This is a genomic window from Nodosilinea sp. P-1105, from assembly GCF_012911975.1.
In the GTDB taxonomy this organism is placed as follows: domain Bacteria; phylum Cyanobacteriota; class Cyanobacteriia; order Phormidesmidales; family Phormidesmidaceae; genus Nodosilinea.
Genome location: NZ_SMDQ01000009.1, coordinates 86097 through 102887 on the forward strand (window position 1 = coordinate 86097; position 16791 = coordinate 102887).

18 protein-coding genes and 1 tRNA gene are annotated in these 16791 nt (G+C 54.5%); 8 read left to right on the plus strand and 11 right to left on the minus strand.

The genetic code is table 11. The features are described 5' to 3' along the window. The first annotated feature begins 36 nt into the window (after positions 1-36). Positions 37-1023 (plus strand): glycosyltransferase family 2 protein, encoded by a 987-nt coding sequence (locus E1H13_RS06215; protein ID WP_169612536.1) that lies wholly within the window; start codon positions 37-39, stop codon positions 1021-1023. Between the two features lie 236 nt (positions 1024-1259). Next, entirely contained in the window at positions 1260-1694 is a 435-nt protein-coding gene (locus tag E1H13_RS06220) for a SufE family protein (protein WP_169612537.1), read from the plus strand. Between the two features lie 504 nt (positions 1695-2198). On the opposite strand, the gene E1H13_RS06225 is transcribed toward E1H13_RS06220, so the two are convergent. The 5 genes from E1H13_RS06225 to psbZ all read right to left on the minus strand — a co-directional run bounded on the left by E1H13_RS06225 (position 2199) and on the right by psbZ (position 4760). Beyond that, the gene (locus E1H13_RS06225; protein WP_169612538.1) at positions 2199-2651 is read right to left on the minus strand and encodes an FHA domain-containing protein; all 453 of its coding nucleotides are present in this window, start codon (positions 2649-2651) and stop codon (positions 2199-2201) included. 140 nt (positions 2652-2791) lie between these two features. Next, a complete protein-coding gene (gene pgl, locus E1H13_RS06230) occupies positions 2792-3529 on the minus strand; it encodes a 6-phosphogluconolactonase (RefSeq protein ID WP_169612578.1) in 738 nt (245 codons plus the stop codon). A gap of 228 nt (positions 3530-3757) precedes the next feature. Beyond that, positions 3758-3829, minus strand: a tRNA-Gly gene (locus E1H13_RS06235). A gap of 165 nt (positions 3830-3994) precedes the next feature. Continuing rightward, on the minus strand, positions 3995-4558 hold the full coding sequence (gene ribH, locus E1H13_RS06240) for a 6,7-dimethyl-8-ribityllumazine synthase (RefSeq protein WP_206070108.1): 564 nt from the start codon (positions 4556-4558) through the stop codon (positions 3995-3997). A 13-nt stretch (positions 4559-4571) separates the two neighbouring features. Continuing rightward, positions 4572-4760, minus strand: coding sequence for a photosystem II reaction center protein PsbZ (psbZ, locus tag E1H13_RS06245; protein ID WP_169612539.1), 189 nt, complete (start codon positions 4758-4760; stop codon positions 4572-4574). Positions 4761-5012: 252 nt separating this feature from the next. Here psbZ and E1H13_RS06250 point away from each other — a divergent pair, with 252 nt between their 5' ends. After that, positions 5013-7832: a CBS domain-containing protein gene (locus E1H13_RS06250; protein WP_169612540.1), complete on the plus strand. Its 2820-nt coding sequence runs from the start codon at positions 5013-5015 to the stop codon at positions 7830-7832. A gap of 106 nt (positions 7833-7938) precedes the next feature. Here E1H13_RS06250 and dxr read toward each other — a convergent pair whose 3' ends face one another. Further along, positions 7939-9132, minus strand: coding sequence for a 1-deoxy-D-xylulose-5-phosphate reductoisomerase (dxr, locus tag E1H13_RS06255; RefSeq protein WP_169612541.1), 1194 nt, complete (start codon positions 9130-9132; stop codon positions 7939-7941). Positions 9133-9271: 139 nt separating this feature from the next. Here dxr and E1H13_RS06260 point away from each other — a divergent pair, with 139 nt between their 5' ends. Further along, entirely contained in the window at positions 9272-9625 is a 354-nt protein-coding gene (locus tag E1H13_RS06260; RefSeq protein WP_169612542.1) for a metalloregulator ArsR/SmtB family transcription factor, read from the plus strand. 31 nt (positions 9626-9656) lie between these two features. Here the strand turns inward: E1H13_RS06260 and E1H13_RS06265 are convergent, their stop codons facing one another. The 4 genes from E1H13_RS06265 to E1H13_RS06280 all read right to left on the minus strand — a co-directional run bounded on the left by E1H13_RS06265 (position 9657) and on the right by E1H13_RS06280 (position 12107). Then, entirely contained in the window at positions 9657-10199 is a 543-nt protein-coding gene (locus E1H13_RS06265) for a GIY-YIG nuclease family protein (protein ID WP_169612543.1), read from the minus strand. A 1-nt stretch (position 10200) separates the two neighbouring features. Next, positions 10201-10554, minus strand: coding sequence for a hypothetical protein (locus E1H13_RS06270; protein WP_169612544.1), 354 nt, complete (start codon positions 10552-10554; stop codon positions 10201-10203). Positions 10555-10627: 73 nt separating this feature from the next. Continuing rightward, complete coding sequence (locus tag E1H13_RS06275; protein ID WP_169612545.1) at positions 10628-11425, minus strand: PhzF family phenazine biosynthesis protein; 798 nt, start codon at positions 11423-11425, stop codon at positions 10628-10630. A gap of 58 nt (positions 11426-11483) precedes the next feature. Continuing rightward, complete coding sequence (locus tag E1H13_RS06280; protein ID WP_169612546.1) at positions 11484-12107, minus strand: hypothetical protein; 624 nt, start codon at positions 12105-12107, stop codon at positions 11484-11486. A 271-nt stretch (positions 12108-12378) separates the two neighbouring features. Between E1H13_RS06280 and E1H13_RS06285 the strand changes: the two genes are divergently transcribed. The 4 genes from E1H13_RS06285 to E1H13_RS06300 all read left to right on the plus strand — a co-directional run bounded on the left by E1H13_RS06285 (position 12379) and on the right by E1H13_RS06300 (position 15773). Continuing rightward, complete coding sequence (locus tag E1H13_RS06285) at positions 12379-13116, plus strand: carbon-nitrogen hydrolase family protein (protein ID WP_169612547.1); 738 nt, start codon at positions 12379-12381, stop codon at positions 13114-13116. A gap of 185 nt (positions 13117-13301) precedes the next feature. Next, positions 13302-13439, plus strand: coding sequence for a DUF4089 domain-containing protein (locus E1H13_RS06290; protein WP_240966491.1), 138 nt, complete (start codon positions 13302-13304; stop codon positions 13437-13439). A 61-nt stretch (positions 13440-13500) separates the two neighbouring features. Further along, entirely contained in the window at positions 13501-14880 is a 1380-nt protein-coding gene (locus tag E1H13_RS06295) for an AtzE family amidohydrolase (RefSeq protein ID WP_169612579.1), read from the plus strand. A 236-nt stretch (positions 14881-15116) separates the two neighbouring features. Beyond that, the gene (locus E1H13_RS06300) at positions 15117-15773 is read left to right on the plus strand and encodes a Uma2 family endonuclease (RefSeq protein ID WP_169612549.1); all 657 of its coding nucleotides are present in this window, start codon (positions 15117-15119) and stop codon (positions 15771-15773) included. Positions 15774-15818: 45 nt separating this feature from the next. Here E1H13_RS06300 and E1H13_RS06305 read toward each other — a convergent pair whose 3' ends face one another. Then, positions 15819-16712, minus strand: a complete 894-nt coding sequence (locus E1H13_RS06305; RefSeq protein ID WP_169612550.1) for a polyphosphate kinase 2 family protein — start codon at positions 16710-16712, stop codon at positions 15819-15821. Positions 16713-16791 lie beyond the last annotated feature (79 nt).

The window sequence follows — 16791 nt, forward strand, 5'->3', positions numbered from 1 at the left end:
AAATTTCTCAAGTAATTAGTTGAAGATGAATTTGCTATGAATTATAAAATATCAGTTATAGTACCTGCCTATAATGCTGAAAGAACTATTGGGAAAACAATTCAATCAGTATTAGAGCAAACACATCAAAATCTTGAGATTATAGTTGTTAACGACGGCTCTAGCGACGGAACAGTGGATGTCGTCAAGAGTATTCAGGACGAAAGAATTAATATATATAATCATAGCAACTCAGGAGTTTCTGCTTCAAGAAATCGTGGAATTGATTATTCCAGTGGTAATTTCTTGGCCTTTATAGATTCTGACGACTTGTGGTCTGATGATAAGCTTGAGCGACAGCTCCAGGCGTTATTGCAAGACAAAAGTGCTGGTGTTGCCTATAGTTGGACAGTATTCATGCATGACAGCGGAGAAGAAACACATTTTGTTCAGGGTGCACAAGTTCGGTACGAAGGCTATGTCTTCCCAAAACTACTAGAATCCAACTTTGTGGGTAGCGGTTCTAATATTTTGGTTCGGAGAGATGCTATTAGAGATATTCGGTTTACCGTTGGTCTGGAAGCAGTTGAGGATTATGATTTTTGTTTAAGATTAGCAAAAAGTTGGAATTATGTAGTAGTCCCTAAAAATCAAATCATATACAGAAAATCTCCAGGGTCTATATCCTCTAAAATTGATAGAATGGAAGGTCAATATCTTCGTTTAGTAGAGATTACTTATCAGTCAATAGTGCCTGAAAATTTGATGTATTTGAAGAAAACAAGTAAATCTTACATGTATAGATATATTGCAGAATTGTACTTGAGTGGGACTCGCTCCAAAGCAAACTTAAGGCTTTCTTTGGCAAAGCTTTTAAAAGCCATATGGATAAAGCCAGATATAGTGTTTGAATATTACACTCGCTTAATGTTTCTGATTTTGCTAGTCAAAGCAACTATTCCAAATAGGCTTCTTGATTTGCTGGTAAACTACCGACGAAATAAGAGTCTTCAAGACTTGAGAGTGATACAAGAAAGTCAATAGCTAGTCAGTGTGGTATTTTTCTTGTACTACGGTTGGATAGCCATAGGCCAAGTCCACGATGAAAGACGTAGTTTTTGCCTTTACCCCTAGCTTTTCCCCTAGGGGACTCCAGGTTTGAAGATGGACAGGACTTATATTCATCCTAAGATCGCTATCCTGCTTGATAATTGCCTGCGTTGCAGACTGCTAGATTGTCTAGAATAAGTATATCTGCTGTTTGTTCAGCCTAGGTACTTATGTCTGACACTCGTCCTGCTTCTGTAACTAAGATCGTCAGCCGCTTTCAGAAAACGGCTGACCCTAAACGACGCTATCAGCAGTTGCTGTGGTTCGCGAAGAAGTTAGATCCGATGCCTGAGGACCAGAAGGTGCCGGAGAATAAGGTGCCTGGGTGTGTTTCTCAGGTATTTGTGATCGCTCATCTAGAAGACGGTAGGGTGATGTACCAGGCTGACTCTGATGCGCAGATTACCAAAGGATTGGTGGCGTTGCTGGTGAAAGCACTGAATGGCCTTACCCCTGAGGAAATAACGGCCTTAGCCCCTGATTTTATTCAAGAGACTCAGTTGGATGTGAGTCTGACGCCATCGCGGGCTAATGGGTTCTACAACATCTTTAAAGCTATGCAGCAAAGGGCTGCGACGTTGGCGGCGTCGGTGGATATGGCCTAGCATCTGCCTGGCGGCAATATAGCAACTGTCGCTGAGGGGATCAGGTTTAGGTGTCAGGCATCAGGAGTGGTTGACCGCCTGATGTCGCTGAGCATTCCATATAGTATTTCAAAATCCCAGGGTTCTGCCCTCAGATACCTCAAAGATCCTGGCTAGTGCAGCGTCAAGTCTTGAGTTTAGGGTTTCCAGATATAGAGATTTAGTGGCATCAAGGTCCGAAATCCCCTCCTTTGGAGGCCTGTGCTGTATAGCCTGCGGCATGGCTTTGCTAGCGTGTAGCGGCCCCGGAGGGGCAACCTGTCGAAGTAGGTAGGGGTGGGTCAAGCGAGCCCGAAGGGACCCACCCCGCCCTCTGGGCACCCCTCCGTGAGAGGGGATGAAAGGTCCTGATGTGTTGAAGCAACCTCCCTGAAGCTTAAAAAGCTTTTGCAAAGCACTTACCCTAATTTTTAGCCTTGACAGACCACTAGTCGGCTCAAGAACCCGGGGATTAGTACCGGTGTTCTAGGGGTTGATAACTGTGGTTTGATGTGGCAAGCTCTCGTGTGAATGGGCAACGGATGGCTCAGACTGGGGCTTGTCCTTGTCTTCAGAGCCCTCCGAGGGCTGGTGCTTCCGGCGGTTTTGCAGCAACTCCTTAAGGGGATCCCGTTTTTCTTCGGTCATGTGAATCTGGATGTTGGGGCCTGATCGGGCTAGCCGAATCACCATGCCGTCTTCTACAGGCATTTCCGTAATTCGTTTACCCTCTAAGTAGGTACCATTGGTCCCTATACTTTTGACCAGCCACCCGATTTCGGATCGATGTATTTCGACGTGGTGCCGCGACACAACGGCACTGTAGAGGATGACGTTATTGTCTGTGGAACGACCTAACCGGATGACAGTTTCTTGATCAAACGACCAATGCTGGACCGGAGTTTTATGCAAAGGGTGTAGCAGCGAGAGGGTAATCACATTACTCAGCTAGAGTTGCTTGCCGATAGTTTTCATCATAGGTGAGCCCAAAGGACCTAACTCAATTTTAATGCAGAGTTAACGCACTCCATAACGGTTTTTGGGCTTAGCTTAGACAAATCAGGGCGATCGCGGCGGGGTTAAACTGGCAAGGCCAACCCATGGGCCGCCTGAGCGTCCAGTAACCACCGCAGTTCCCCTTGGGGTTGAATTAACCTGGACGGATACGTTTGCTCATCTCCATCGGCAGCAAAGACCTGTTCTAGGGCCGCTTGCTTATCGGCGCCAGCCACCAGAAACAGCACCTGGCGGCTGTGATTAATCAGGGGAACCGTAAACGTGAGGCGGGGAGCACCGTCTTTCATGCCTACGGTAACCAGTTGATCGTGAACGGCCAGGGCCGGGGTGTGAGGAAACAGAGACGCGGTGTGGCCATCGGCACCCATACCGAGAAAGATTAAATCAAACTGAGGGATGGCGGTAGGTGCCTTTTGAAGGGAGTCAAACAGTCGCTGAATTGTCGTTTGATAAGCTTGGGCAGATATGGCTGGGTCAGGATGATGGGTGGGGGGGATAAAAATCTGCTCGGTCGGAATCGGCACATGGTCGAGCCAGGCTTGTTTGGCCATGCCAGCGTTGCTGTCAGGATGCTCTACCGGGACGTAACGCTCGTCGCCCCAAAAGATATAAAGCTGAGACCAGGGTAAATTGGCTTTGGCTAAGCCGGCGTAGAGTGGTTTAGGGGTACTACCGCCAGCTAAGGCTAGGGTGCAGTAGCCGTGGTCGGCTATGGCCTGTTGGATCTGGTCAACGGCGATCGCCAAACCCCTGTCAATCAGCGCTGGCTTATCAGGTAGGGTTTCAACGATGGGGTTCACCACGGGCTCGCTCCAGAAGACAACTGCGTTTTTCAGCAGACTAACCCAGTTTCCTGCCCAGGTCCCATAGCTTAAGGTTTACTTTCTATCGCCCGCTGACGACACCAGGCTCCAGCAGCTCAGGGAAAACGTCGGACAGCTTGCCGAGATGAGACATCCTGACAGGTCTAAGTAGACATTACCCACCACTCGGCAGGAAGGTCCCCAAAAACCAAATCACAATCAAAAAGCGGGTAACGCGATTCGAACGCGCGACATTCACCTTGGCAAGGTGACGCTCTACCACTGAGCTATACCCGCATAACAAATCAAGCTTAACACTTTTTCAGACCCTGTCGGGTTCAACCCCTATCAGAAGCGCTACGCTCAACTTGACCTTAATAAGAATCTCAAAAAAATGTATCGATGTCAACATTTTAGCGGCAGTTAATTTTGGTGTAGTGACTTCTCAAGTTGTTGACCAGGCTAATCTTGAGCCATCATCGACTGCCCTTGCCCTGGCAATAGTTGCCCAGAACTGGGAGAGCCATTCCCTAAGGCGGAGCCTGAGGCGGTACGAATCTGCCCCATCAAGCTAGCCATTTCCAGGGCGCTCATGGCGTAGTCCCAACCGTGGTTGGCCTTAATGCCAGCTCGCTCTAGGGCTTGTTGGAGGGTGTCTGTGGTTAGTACGCCAAAAATGATCGGGATGCCGGTTTGAAAGCCAGCGGCCGCGACCCCTTTGGCAACCTCAGCGGCGACATAGTCAAAATGGGGGGTTTGGCCCCGAATCACTGCCCCCAGGCAAATAATGGCATCGTAATGCCCGGTCAAGGCCAACTGCCTGGCCACCAGCGGAATTTCAAAACTGCCAGGCACCCAAGCGTAGTCTACCTGGGTGCCAGCGGGGTTGATATCAACGCCATGGCGCTTGAGACAGTCCTGGCATCCTGCCAGCAGTTTGCCGGTGACCAAATCGTTAAACCGGCCTAGGACAATGGCAAACTTGGGCGTGCCCGTAGATGCAAACGTGCCTTCAAATGTTGCCATAGGCTAAAACGGGTTACACCACAAAGTAGTTCAAGCTGCCCACTAAGACGACCAACACACCCCAAATGACTGAACCGAACAGAATCAATCTCTTAGACTGATCCCAATTTTGGGGGGAGGCATAGGCAACTGGTACATACACTACCAGAACAAAGGACAGCAGTACCAGGGCGAACAACGCGAGTTGGAACAAAATGACCATTGGTTTCCCTCTATCTCTCAATCACAGCAGCAAAATGACGATGGCCTCAACCCCAGGGCAACAGCAAACGTCCTAGGTTATTGGCAGCACAATCCTTGCTAGTACGCTATCAGAAATGGGGACCTAAGGGAATGTCTGTCACGCCCGATTACGCTGATGGGGGGACGTTGTCTAGGGCCAACCGGGTGGTTTGCTGGTCTAGGGTCAGGAGGCTGAGCCCTATGATGACTATATGACGCTGGCCCGATAACTATGGATTTGGTGCTTTGCCACACAACTGCTGACTTTGATACCCTGGGGGCCGCTGTCGGACTCGCGAGATTACGCCCTGGGGCGAGGGTGGTGCTAACAGGGGGATGCCATCCGACGGTGCAACGGTTTGTGGCGTTTCACCGAGATGAATTTCCATTGATTGAGCGGCGGGCCGTGAGCCCCGACCAGATTCGCTCGTTGACCCTGGTGGATGCCCAACAGCCGGAACGCTTTGGCCCTGCGGCGGAATGGATTACCCAGGCCCCAGGGGAGACTGTGCCGATTACGATTTATGATCATCACCCTCCAGGGGAGGCGGCAACGACCACTCGGCACCTGGTGATTGATCGGGTGGGGGCCACTACCACCCTGGTGGTGGAGGCGATGCAACGGCAGGCGATCGCGCCCACCGGGGTGGAGGCTACGGTGATGGCTTTGGGGATTCATAGCGATACCGGTTCGCTGACCTTTGAACAAACAACGGCGCGAGATGCTTTGGCCCTGGCTTGGTTGATGCAGCAGGGGGCGAGTATGCAAGTGATTGCTGAATTTGTGGAGCCGGGGCTGCCGCCGATGCTGCAGGATTTGCTATCAACGGCGATGGAGGCGTTGCAGACTGAGACGATTCGAGGCTATGGGCTAGCCTGGGTGGTGCTGCCCGTGGAGGGCTATATTCCTGGGTTGTCTGGATTGGCGGAACGTTTAATTTCTCTGGCGGATGTGGATAGTTTGCTGTTGGCGGCTTACTATCCCACCAAAGAGTCGGCCCAAGGACTGGCCCAGGCGGGGGATGACTTTCCCCATCCGCCGACCAACTATAAGCTGATGTTGATTGGCCGTGCCCAAGGACGTATGGGGTTGGGGTTAGGGATTGACTGGGGCTCGATTTTGACTCCCCTGGGGGGGGGTGGTCACCCCCCAGCGGCGGCGGCTACCCTCACCACCCAGAACCCCACTCAGGTGGTAGACCAGGCACTAGCAGAGGCGCGATCGCAGTTGCCCCACCCCCCCACCGCCCGCGACTTGATGTCGTCGCCTGTGCGCACCATTCGCCCCGATACCCCCATGGCAGAAGCCCAGCGCATTCTGCTGCGCTATGGCCATTCGGGCTTGTCGGTTGTGGACCCTGAGGGCCAGTTAGTGGGGGTGATTTCCCGGCGAGATTTGGACCTGGCTCTGCACCATGGCCTCAGTCATGCCCCGGTGAAAGGGTATATGGCCACCAACCTGAAGACCATTACCCCCGATACTCCCCTAGAAGCTATTGAGCATCTGATGGTCACCTACGACATTGGCCGCCTGCCCGTGCTCGATCAGCAGAGTTTAGTCGGGATTGTCACCCGCACGGACCTGCTGCGCCATCTGCACCAGGCCCAGGTGGCCAATGGTCTCAATCACCAGGCGGGAAAGGTGCTCTCCCCAAGGCCCCAACTGCCCCCCGCCCCACCCCTACGCCACCGGCTAGATGACACCCTCAACCCCCAGCTCAGGGTAGTCCTGGGACAGATTGTAACAGCAGCCCAGGACCAGGGCTGGCATCTTTACCTGGTGGGCGGGGCCGTGCGGGATCTACTGCTGGCCGACGGGCAAGCGGCCGTCACCTTGCCGGATTTAGATTTGGTGGTGGATGGGTTTTACCAGGCGGCCCGGGTGGGGGCAGGGGTGGATTTGGCTGAAGCGGTGAAGGCCAATTTCCCTGAGGTAGAGCTTCAGGTGCATGGACGGTTTCAAACGGCCTCCTTGGTGTGGCGCAAAGACTTGGACCATCCCCTGGCTGGGGTGATGATCGACATTGCCACCGCTCGCACTGAGTTTTATCCTTACCCGGCGGCTAACCCAGAGGTGGAAGCCAGTTCCATTCAGCAGGATCTGTACCGGCGAGATTTTACGATCAACGCCATGGCCCTGCGGTTGACCCAACCGGGGGCAGGGCAATTGCTGGACTATTTTGGCGGACTGATGGATGTGCGCCAGGGGGTGGTTCGTGTCCTCCATGCCAGCAGCTTTATTGAAGACCCTACCCGCATCTATCGGGCAGTGCGGTTTGCGGTGCGCTTGGGGTTTAGCCTTGATCCCCAAACCCAGGGCTATATCCACCACGCTCTGGATAGCGGTGTCTATGCCCAGATGCAGCGCCAGGTCAAACGGGTGCCTGCCCTGCAGGTGCGGCTCAAGCATGAGCTGAAGTACATTCTGGAAGCCCCCTATTGGCAGTCGGCCCTAGAGCTACTGGATAACCTCCGGGCGCTCAGGTGTATCCATGATGATCTGGCGATGACAGCTGCTCTGTGGACGCAACTGCGGCGGATGACGCGATGGGTGGAGCGGTTTGGCTGGACCCACCGCTTTATCCCTTGGCAGATGCGCCTGGAAGTATTGCTGGCGGCGGTGCCGGCAGGCGATCGCGTCACCATTGCCGCCGCTCTGCAACTGCCTGACAGCAGCATCCAGCGTTTAGAGCAGCTTCAGTCCCTGGAGCAGGACTGGCTGCATCACTTTGCCACCCCCCAACCCCCCAGCCAGATCTATCAGGCCCTGGTACAGGCGGACACCCCCACCCTGTTGCTGGTCAGTGCCCGCCATCCCCGTACCCTGGGCCCATTGATTTGGCGTTACTTAACCCACCTGTCCCAGGTGCAGCCTTTGATCGATGGGCATCGGCTAAAAACCCTTGGTTACCGGCCAGGGCCGACATTTCGCCCGATGTTGAACGCTGTTTTTGCCGCTCAGCTAGATGGCCTGGTGCAAACAGAAGCAGATGCCCTGAATTTTCTGGCCCAGCACTACCCGCTGACTAGCGGTCCTAAGCCAGCCCCCTAGAACGCCGGTACAGATCCCAGGGTTCTGCCCTCGGATACCCCAAAATTCCTGGCCAACTAGCCCAAGAACCCTGGGATCTTGACGTACTGTACCGATGCCCTAGCGATTACCCCATCGTCATCACGGTGGCTTTAGGCAGGGTTTCGCTGACGCTAATCACCTCGGCTCTGGCCCACTGGTCGGCTGCCAGAATATCGGCCAGGGCTGGCTGGGCTATGTTGTGGGACCGGTGGCGATCGCAGACGCCCTCAATGACTTTAGGGATATCGAGAAAGTGGATTTTTTCTTCTAAGAATAGGGCCACAGCTTGCTCATTGGCGGCATTCAGGACGGCGGTCATGGTGCCGCCGGCCCGGCCCGCTGCATAGGCCAAATCCATACAGGGATATTTGGCGTGGTCGGGGTCCCGGAAGGTGAGGTTGCCCGCTTTCACCAGGTCTAAGGGCTCCCAGTCTGTGTAGATCCGCTCGGGCCAGGAGAGGGCATAGAGCAGGGGCAGGCGCATATCCGGCCAGCCCAGTTGAGCCAGCACTGAGGTGTCCTGTAGCTCGATTAAGGAGTGAATAATGCTCTGGGGATGGATAACAATGTCGATGTGGTCATAGTCCATGTCGAACAAGTAATGGGCTTCGATCACCTCCAGCCCTTTATTCATTAAGGTGGCTGAATCAACGGTGATCTTGCGGCCCATGGACCAGTTGGGATGCTTAAGGGCGTCAGCGACTGTGACCTGGGCCAGCTTATCCACCGGCCAATCCCGGAAGGCGCCCCCCGAGGCGGTCAATAGAATCCGCCTCAGTCCCCCCTGGGGGACCCCCTGCAAACATTGAAAGATGGCGGAATGTTCAGAGTCAGCCGGCAGCAACTTGACCCCGTGTTTTTTCACCAGGGGCAACACTGCTGGCCCCCCGGCAATCAGGGTCTCTTTGTTGGCCAGGGCAATGTCTTTACCCGCTTCAATGGCAGCCAGGGTTGGCAGTAAGCCAGCACAGCCAACAATGCCAGTGACCACCGCCTCGGCGTCGCCATAGCGGGCGACTTCCACGATGCCATCCTGGCCCGCTAAAATTTGCGGCTGGGGGTCGAGGTCCGCCAGGGCCGTTTGCAGCTCTGCAACTTTATCAGGGTTGCAGATGGCCACAATCTCGGGTTTGAACTGGCGTACTTGTTGGGCCAGCAACTCGACATTGTTTCCCGCTGCGATCCCCACTAAGCGAAACTGATCGGGGTGATGTTCCAGAATATCCAGGGTTTGGGTGCCGATGGAACCGGTCGATCCGAGTAGGGTGATGGCTTTCACGGAAGTCCTCTGGGTGGATAGGTCTCCCCCTTAGAATCTCACGTTGCGCCCTTTCTTTCCATGACTCTATTGCTATCGATGGCTTGAAAAATGAAAAAGTTGTTAAGATGTTTGAGAATTCCTCATGTGCATTTTTGTAATGAATACTGGTGAGCCGGTTTCGGTTGAGGTGGTGCAACAAGTGGCTGAGTATTTCAGTGTCTTGAGCGAGCCTATGCGCCTACGGATCCTGAACCTGCTACGGGAGGGAGAAAAATGCGTCCAAGAGTTGGTCGATGCCACCCAAACCAGTCAGGCTAATGTGTCAAAGCATTTGAAGGTGATGTTGCAGGCAGGCATTCTCAGTCGCCGCACTGAGGGAACATCGGCCTATTACCGGGTGGCGGATGAGTTGATTTTTGAGCTGTGTGGTTTGGTGTGCGATCGCATTGCCTGCCGGATTGAAGAACAAGCCAAGCATTTCCGCAACTTTAGCCTCACGGCCCGCCAGTAGAAACTTTGAATTTTAGCGTTTGAGAGTCAGGTCAGGGTTTGATATTCAGCAACCCCTGTTCTTTTAGCTTGGGGTCAAACCGTAAGGGTTCACAAATGCCTCGGGTTTTAAGCAGCGCTAATAGGTCTGCTTCCACCCGCTGGGCAATCTTTTTCAGGCACTTTGCCTGCTCAATTTCAGTGACTGCGGCTTGATACCGATTCTGTTCGTCTGGGGTCATTTGCCCTTTGACATCGATCGGCTCTGTCCACCTAGTCTGGTCGATATCACCGCCAATCGGCGTACCACTTTCCGCCAACCAGGCTGACTGAATCGTCTCTAGCAGGGTGCGATTTGGGCGCTCGATGGTTGTCACCTTGACCCAGTGACAGGCGTGGGGGCAACGGACCAGATGCTGCTTCAGGCTCATGGTGATGTCGCGAGAATAGCCGACAAATTGTAGGGTTTTCTCGGCATCATAAATAGCATAAATACCGACTGCCTTCGAGAACTGCTGAGGCAGCCGCCCGTGATCATCGCAGTAGGGCAGAAATTCTAACTCTCGAAGCAGCGGGGCCTGGACATCAAGGGTCATGCTAAGCCTCCTCTGGGTTTGGGTTGGGCCCAGTCAAAATTTGGTAAATGGCGCAGAGGCGACTGGGCTTAAACACTTTTGCCTTGAACATAAAGTTGGGCGGCACGTTGATAATGGCGTAGTCAGGGGAGTCGTGGTACGGCTCGTACTCTGGGGGCATGCCCTTGGTGGCTTGGGCCGTGTAGGGCACCGGCTGAAACAATAGCTCGGTGAAGGCTACCTGGGCACAGCTGAGCTGAGCGCAAATTTGCTGCCGAAATGCTGCCTGGTTTAGCAGGCTAAATAGAGCTTGGCGGGCCTCAGGGTCAAGGGTAAAGGATGAGTCGTAGGCATCTACAATCTTCAGCCGGGGCATAATGTCTGGGGGTTGCTTCAGCTCTAGGTTAGAAGATTCCTGTCCCCAGACTGGTGGATATTACAGAATGTCTCTAAACAGCCACATTCAATAGCACCCCCCGCAGGACAGTGACGGCTTGACCGCTAAGGCGGACGCGCTCCCCCTCGTCGTTGACTTGGACCACGCCGCCTCGGGGGGAAGCCTGATAGGCCAGAAAGGTGGTTTTGCCCAGCTCATCCCGCCAGTAGGGGCTGAGGCAGCAGTGGGCAGAGCCGGTCACCGGATCTTCGTTGATACCAATGGCGGGGGCAAAAAAGCGAGAGACAAAATCATAGGGGGCCTGGCTGCGGCTGGTAACGATGACTCCGTGGACAGGATAGTGCTGAAGGGCAATAAAATCCGGCTTTAGCGCCTTTACCCTGGCGGCTGAATCGAGCTCGACTAAGTAGCCCAGGGAATTTTCCACCACGGCTTTAATCGGGGCTCCCAGGGCCTCGGCTAACCCAACTGGAACCGCGATCGCCTGGGATGGGTTGGTCGGAAAATTTAGCTCGATCCAGTTGGCTCGGCGGCTGGCGGTGAGGACACCACTGCGGGTGTGGAATTTGGCGACCTGGTTGGGGTTGAGGTAGCCTTCAGTCCACAGAACGTGGCTGGTGGCCAGGGTAGCGTGGCCGCAGAGATCTACTTCTACGGTGGGGGTAAACCAGCGTAGCCGGTAGCAGTCGGCTTCAGGATAGACAAAAGCTGTTTCTGACAAATTCATTTCTTGGGCCACTTGCTGCATCCACCGATCAGGGAGAGCCTGAGGCAACACACATACGGCCGCTGGGTTGCCCCTGTAGGCGGTATCAGTAAAGGCATCAACCTGAATTAATGGAATCGTCATAGGGGACAGCCCGGCAACTCTGTACACCATAGTCTGGCACAGGAGATTGGCCTATTCCCTACAAGGCTGATAGCACCGCCCCCAAGACTGCACCAGTGACGGGATTGACAACCACAATGTGGTTACCCAACATGACCAGAGCCGTATTTTTGGGCTGGCGAATCAAAGCGGCAACCAACTGGGGCACCCGCAACCGTCTGACCAACCCCGTCGGCATCCACCGTCTGCGACCCACCTGGCGTTCGATAATGGGTAAAACGTCTAACTGAGCTAAAATCTCGGGGGGCAGCTCTGCTACAAGGTTGGCGCTGGCTGACGCTTCTGCAGTCGAAATAATAGAGGCGATCGCGGCCAGTTGCTCCTGCGAAAGCTGTTCTAATACCTCTGTGGTCACTGGAGCGATCGCGAGTGCGGGGGGGGCGATCAAGTCAGCCTCTAGGGTGGGGTCTGGGGCAACCAGAGTTTCCTCAGCCAGAGCCTCCAGCAAACTCTGGTCGGGCGTTATAGCCGCAACCTGTCCTGGCTCAGGTGTTGACGCCTCGGCTAGCGCCTCGTCCACCTGACCTAAACTTGGAGCCTCTACACCGTCTGCTGGACCGGGGTAGGCCTGGGCTACAGTCCACAGGCTGCTGGCGGCCACGAAACCTAAACTGACACCTATCGTTTGTCGCCAAAGGATCATGAGTGTTTTCCAAAAAAGAATCGGGGTTGCCCAATCGGCACTGGAATCGGGGTCTGGCTCTGAGCAGTGCAGGGAGAGCGCGCAGCGATTTCTCCTAAGTAAAAGGGCTAGAGCCAAGCCGCAATACCTATCACAGCAGGCTTCGCTGAAACTTGAATCGGGCAGGGGTTCAGTTTGTTAATTGGCTGCACGGCAAGTATGTAATCATGCCGTTTATTCAATGCTTGCAGCGGAGTTCTACCGTCATACCCTCATTCAATAGCGCCCAACCATGAAAGTGTGTGCCGCTCAACTTCGACCAGCCGCAGGCAATTTCGCAACGAACGTTGCTAAGCATCTTCAGCTCATCGAGCTGGCCGTTGCCCAGCAGGCAGATTTAGTTTTCTTTCCTGAGCTTTCGCTCACGGGCTTTGAACCACGGCTCGCGAGCTCACTGGCTATCGGTACGGCTGATCCCCGACTCGACATGTTCCAGGAGTGCAGCGACAGAGATAACCTACTCATAGGGGTCGGCATGCCTGTCACCACGGTTGCTGGCGTGCATATCGGGATGTTCTGGTTCGCACCTGGCGTAGCTCGTCGCATGTACGCCAAGCAACAACTACATATCGACGAACATCCTTACTTTGTGCCCGGCGCTGAGCAGCTTGTGTTAGAGAGTGGCGGCCACAAGCTCGTCCCTGCCATTTGCTACGAGTCGCTTCAGATGGATCATGCCGACAGCGCGGCCGCATTGTCTGCCGAGATCTATCTAGCCAGTGTTGCCAAACCGGCTGGTGGTCTTGCCAAGGCAATGGTGCACTATCCCGCCGTCGCACGCAAACACAATATATTTGTGATCATGGCGAACTGTATCGGGCCGAGCGATGGCTTTGTCGGCGTTGGTCAGTCGGCCGCTTGGAATGCTTGTGGAGAGCTGCTTGCACAGCTGGACGCGGAGTCAGAGGGCGTGGTGCTGCTAGACATTGCTAGCGGCAGAGCTAGCGTACATGAACTCATCAGCATATGAAAAAGCTTGCGCTCCAACCGACGCCGCAAAGCGACGCGGCTGAGCTGGGTGGGTTAACCATGATTCAATATTGTTATTGCCCTTAGTGTTTTTAGACGTCAATGCCTGCTCCCCCCGCTGCTCATGGAGAATCTCCTGGGCTCCCTCCCTCTGACACGGCCGCTTATGTGGCAGCCATGGCTACCATGCTAGATCTTCCTGTTCCTGCCAGTCTTCAGGCTGGGGTGGTGGCTAATCTAGAGCATATCCGCGCGATCGCCCAGCCTGTGATCACCTTTGCGCTACCCGACACCATCGAAAGTGCCGCAACCTTCGAGCCGTAACCCCAGTGCCTGGGTGCAGTCTATAGAAATGACCCAGACCATCCCCGACCAAGCTTCTGCTATGACCCCACCCCAAAATGCCCTGGCCCTGGTTGCCGCTGTTAAACAGGGACACCTGTCGGCCCTAGCAGTGGTTGAAGCGACCCTGACCACCCTGCAAACGCAAAATCCTGCCCTTAACTGCTTTACAGCGATCACCGCCGATCGCGCCAGGCAGCAGGCCCAAGCGATCGATCAGGCGATCGCCGCTGGCCAAGACCCCGGTCCCTTAGCTGGCGTCCCCTTTGCAGTCAAAAATCTGTTTGATATTCAGGGAATAACCACCCTAGCGGGGGCCAAACTGAACCAGGGCAATCCCCCAGCGAGCCAAGATGCTACCGCGATCGCTCGTTTGACTGGGGCCGGGGCCATTCTGGTGGGGGCGCTAAACATGGACGAGTACGCCTACGGCTTTGTCACCATCAACCACCACTTTGGCACCACCCCCAACCCCCACGATCCCCGCCGGATGGCGGGCGGGTCGTCCGGCGGGTCGGCGGCGGCGGTAGCCGCCGGGTTGGTACCCGTTACCCTGGGGTCCGACACCAATGGGTCCATTCGAGTACCAGCGTCCCTCTGTGGAGTATATGGCCTAAAGCCCACCTACGGACGACTATCCAGGGCTGGGGCCTACCTGTTTGCCAGCAGCCTTGACCACGTGGGGCCGTTCGGTCGGTCGGTGACCGATGTGGCGGCGGTCTATGACGCTCTGCAGGGGCCAGACCCGGCCGATCCCGTATGTACCCAACGGTCCCCAGAACCCGTTACTCCAGCCTTAAATCAGGGCATTCAGGGTTTGCGCTTGGCCCGCTTGGGCGGACATTTCGATCGCGGCATGGAGCCCGGGGTGCGCACAGTCGTTGATGACGTAGCCCAGGCCCTAGGGGTTACAGCCCAGGTAGACTTTCCCGAAACCCACCGGGCCAGAGCCGCCGCTTACCTGATCACCGCCTGCGAAGGCAGCCAACTGCACCTGGACCGCCTGCGTCACCACCCCATGGATTTTGACCCCGCCACCCGCGATCGCTTTTTAGCCGGAACCATGCTCCCGGCTGCCTGGTATGTGCAGGCCCAGCGGTTAAGACGCTGGTACCGCGATCGCGTTCGAGACATCCTGCAGTCCTACGATGTACTGTTGGCCCCCACGACCCCCTGCGTCGCCCCACCCTTAGACCAAACCACGCTGACTATCGATGGCGACACCTTTCCCCTGCGCCCCCACCTGGGGTTTTATACCCAGCCCCTCTCGTTTATCGGCCTGCCGGTGCTGTCGGTGCCGATCCACCGCCCTGGCCAGTTGCCCGTCGGGGTTCAATTGGTGGCTGCGCCATATCAGGAGGTCAAGCTGTTTCAGGTGGCCGCCTGGTTAGAACAGCAAAGCCTAGTGCAGCGTCAAGACTAAAAATTAGGGTCCCGTAGGTTGGGTGAAACGCAGTGAAACCCAACAGCAGTCAGCCTTGTTGGGTTCTGCTGACGCGCCACCCAACCTACAAATTTAGAATTGACAGACCACTAGTAGGGGGTGTCGCTTGCCCGTCAGCCTAGAGCAGGGTCAAGTCTTGAATTGAGAATTAACAGGTGTAGAGATTTGATAGCGTCAGGGATACAATCGCACTATGGCGTCAGGAGAATCGTTCGATGACTACGCTTAATCTGGTCACCCTACCAATCACCACCATCGAGCTATCCCCAGGCAGCCACCTATTGATTAACGATGTCACCTGGACACAATATGAAGCCCTGCTGGCTCATCGGGGTGATCATCGCCGTCTACCTCGAATTCACTACTGGAATCGCACGCTGGATATTATGGCCCCCCTTCCCGAACATGAAAGGGTAATTGTCGTGATCGCTGACGTGGTCAAAATCATTTTGCGACTGCAGCAACGGCCTTGGGAGTCCCTACGCTCCACTACCTTCAAGCGGCTTAATCTAGCGGGTGTGGAGCCGGATGACTGTTTTTACATCCAAAATCAGCAGGCGATTATCGGTAAAGACCGCATTGATCTGGCTGTAGATCCGCCGCCAGATCTGGCGATTGAAAGTGATGTCACCTCTAAAACTAAAACCGAGGCGTATCAGGCTATTGGTGTTCCCGAGCTATGGATTTACGACACCGGCAAGTTGACGATATATCAGTTGCAAGCCGGTGATTATCAGGACGTGGATACTAGCCCCACTTTTCCGACCCTACCGATCAAGGATCTGATTCCTCAGGTATTGCAACGGGCAAAAACCATTGGTAGTAGCCAGGCCCTGATGGAATGTGAACAGGCTGTGCGCAGCCAAATATAGCGATGGCCATGGCGTTTAGGACATTACTCCTGTCACAGCTGGAAACTACTTGGCTTCCTTTTCTAGCATGACTTTCGCCTCTTGCAGGCGCTCCAGATGGTTGTCTTCCAACTCAGGATAGGCCAGGTCGAGAGACTGGAGCTTCTGGTAAATGAAGCTAGCCACCGCCAACCGAGTGAACCACTTGTGGTCAGCCGGAATCACATGCCAAGGGGCCCAGTCAGTGCTGGTGTGGGTGATGGCAGCTTCGTAGGCGGCCCGGTAGTCGTCCCAGTAGCGGCGTTCTTTGGCGTCAGCGACAGAAAACTTCCAGTTTTTGTCTGGGCGATTAATCCGCTTCAAAAAGCGCTGCCGCTGTTCTTCTTTGGACACATTCAAAAAGAACTTCAGGACCACAATGCCGTTGTTGACCAGGTACTCTTCGAAGTTGTTGATTTCCTCAAACCGTTGCTGCCAAATGTGGGGACCGCGGACAGTGTCCGGCAATTGCTGGTTATTTAAGATCTCGGGGTGGACCCGCACAATCAGCACCTCTTCGTAGTACGAGCGGTTGAAGATACCGATATTGCCCCGACGAGGTAAGGCTTTGCTGGATCGCCACAGGTAGTCGTGATCCAGTTCTTCCTCAGAGGGTTGCTTAAAGCTAACCACCTGGCATCCCTGGGGATTAACCCCCGACATCACATGCTTGATGGTGCTGTCTTTACCGGCAGCGTCCATGGCCTGGAAGATCAACAGTAGGGCATAGGTATTTTGGGCGTAAAGCACATCCTGGTATTTGGCCAGTTGTTCAATACCGTCCTGCAGAAAGTCTTTAGCCTCTTTTTTCTTAAACCCTCCGGTAAAGCCAGGATCAAACTCCTTCAGCTTCACTGGGTGACCAGGTTTGACCACCATCGAGTCTGGGTTTAAGGCGTCTAGGAAAGACTTGGATTCCATAGCAAATAGAGATTAGCAACATGGTAAGGCGGTTAGGTCTATAGTAATGTCCAAGGCGGAACAGGCGACTCTACACACA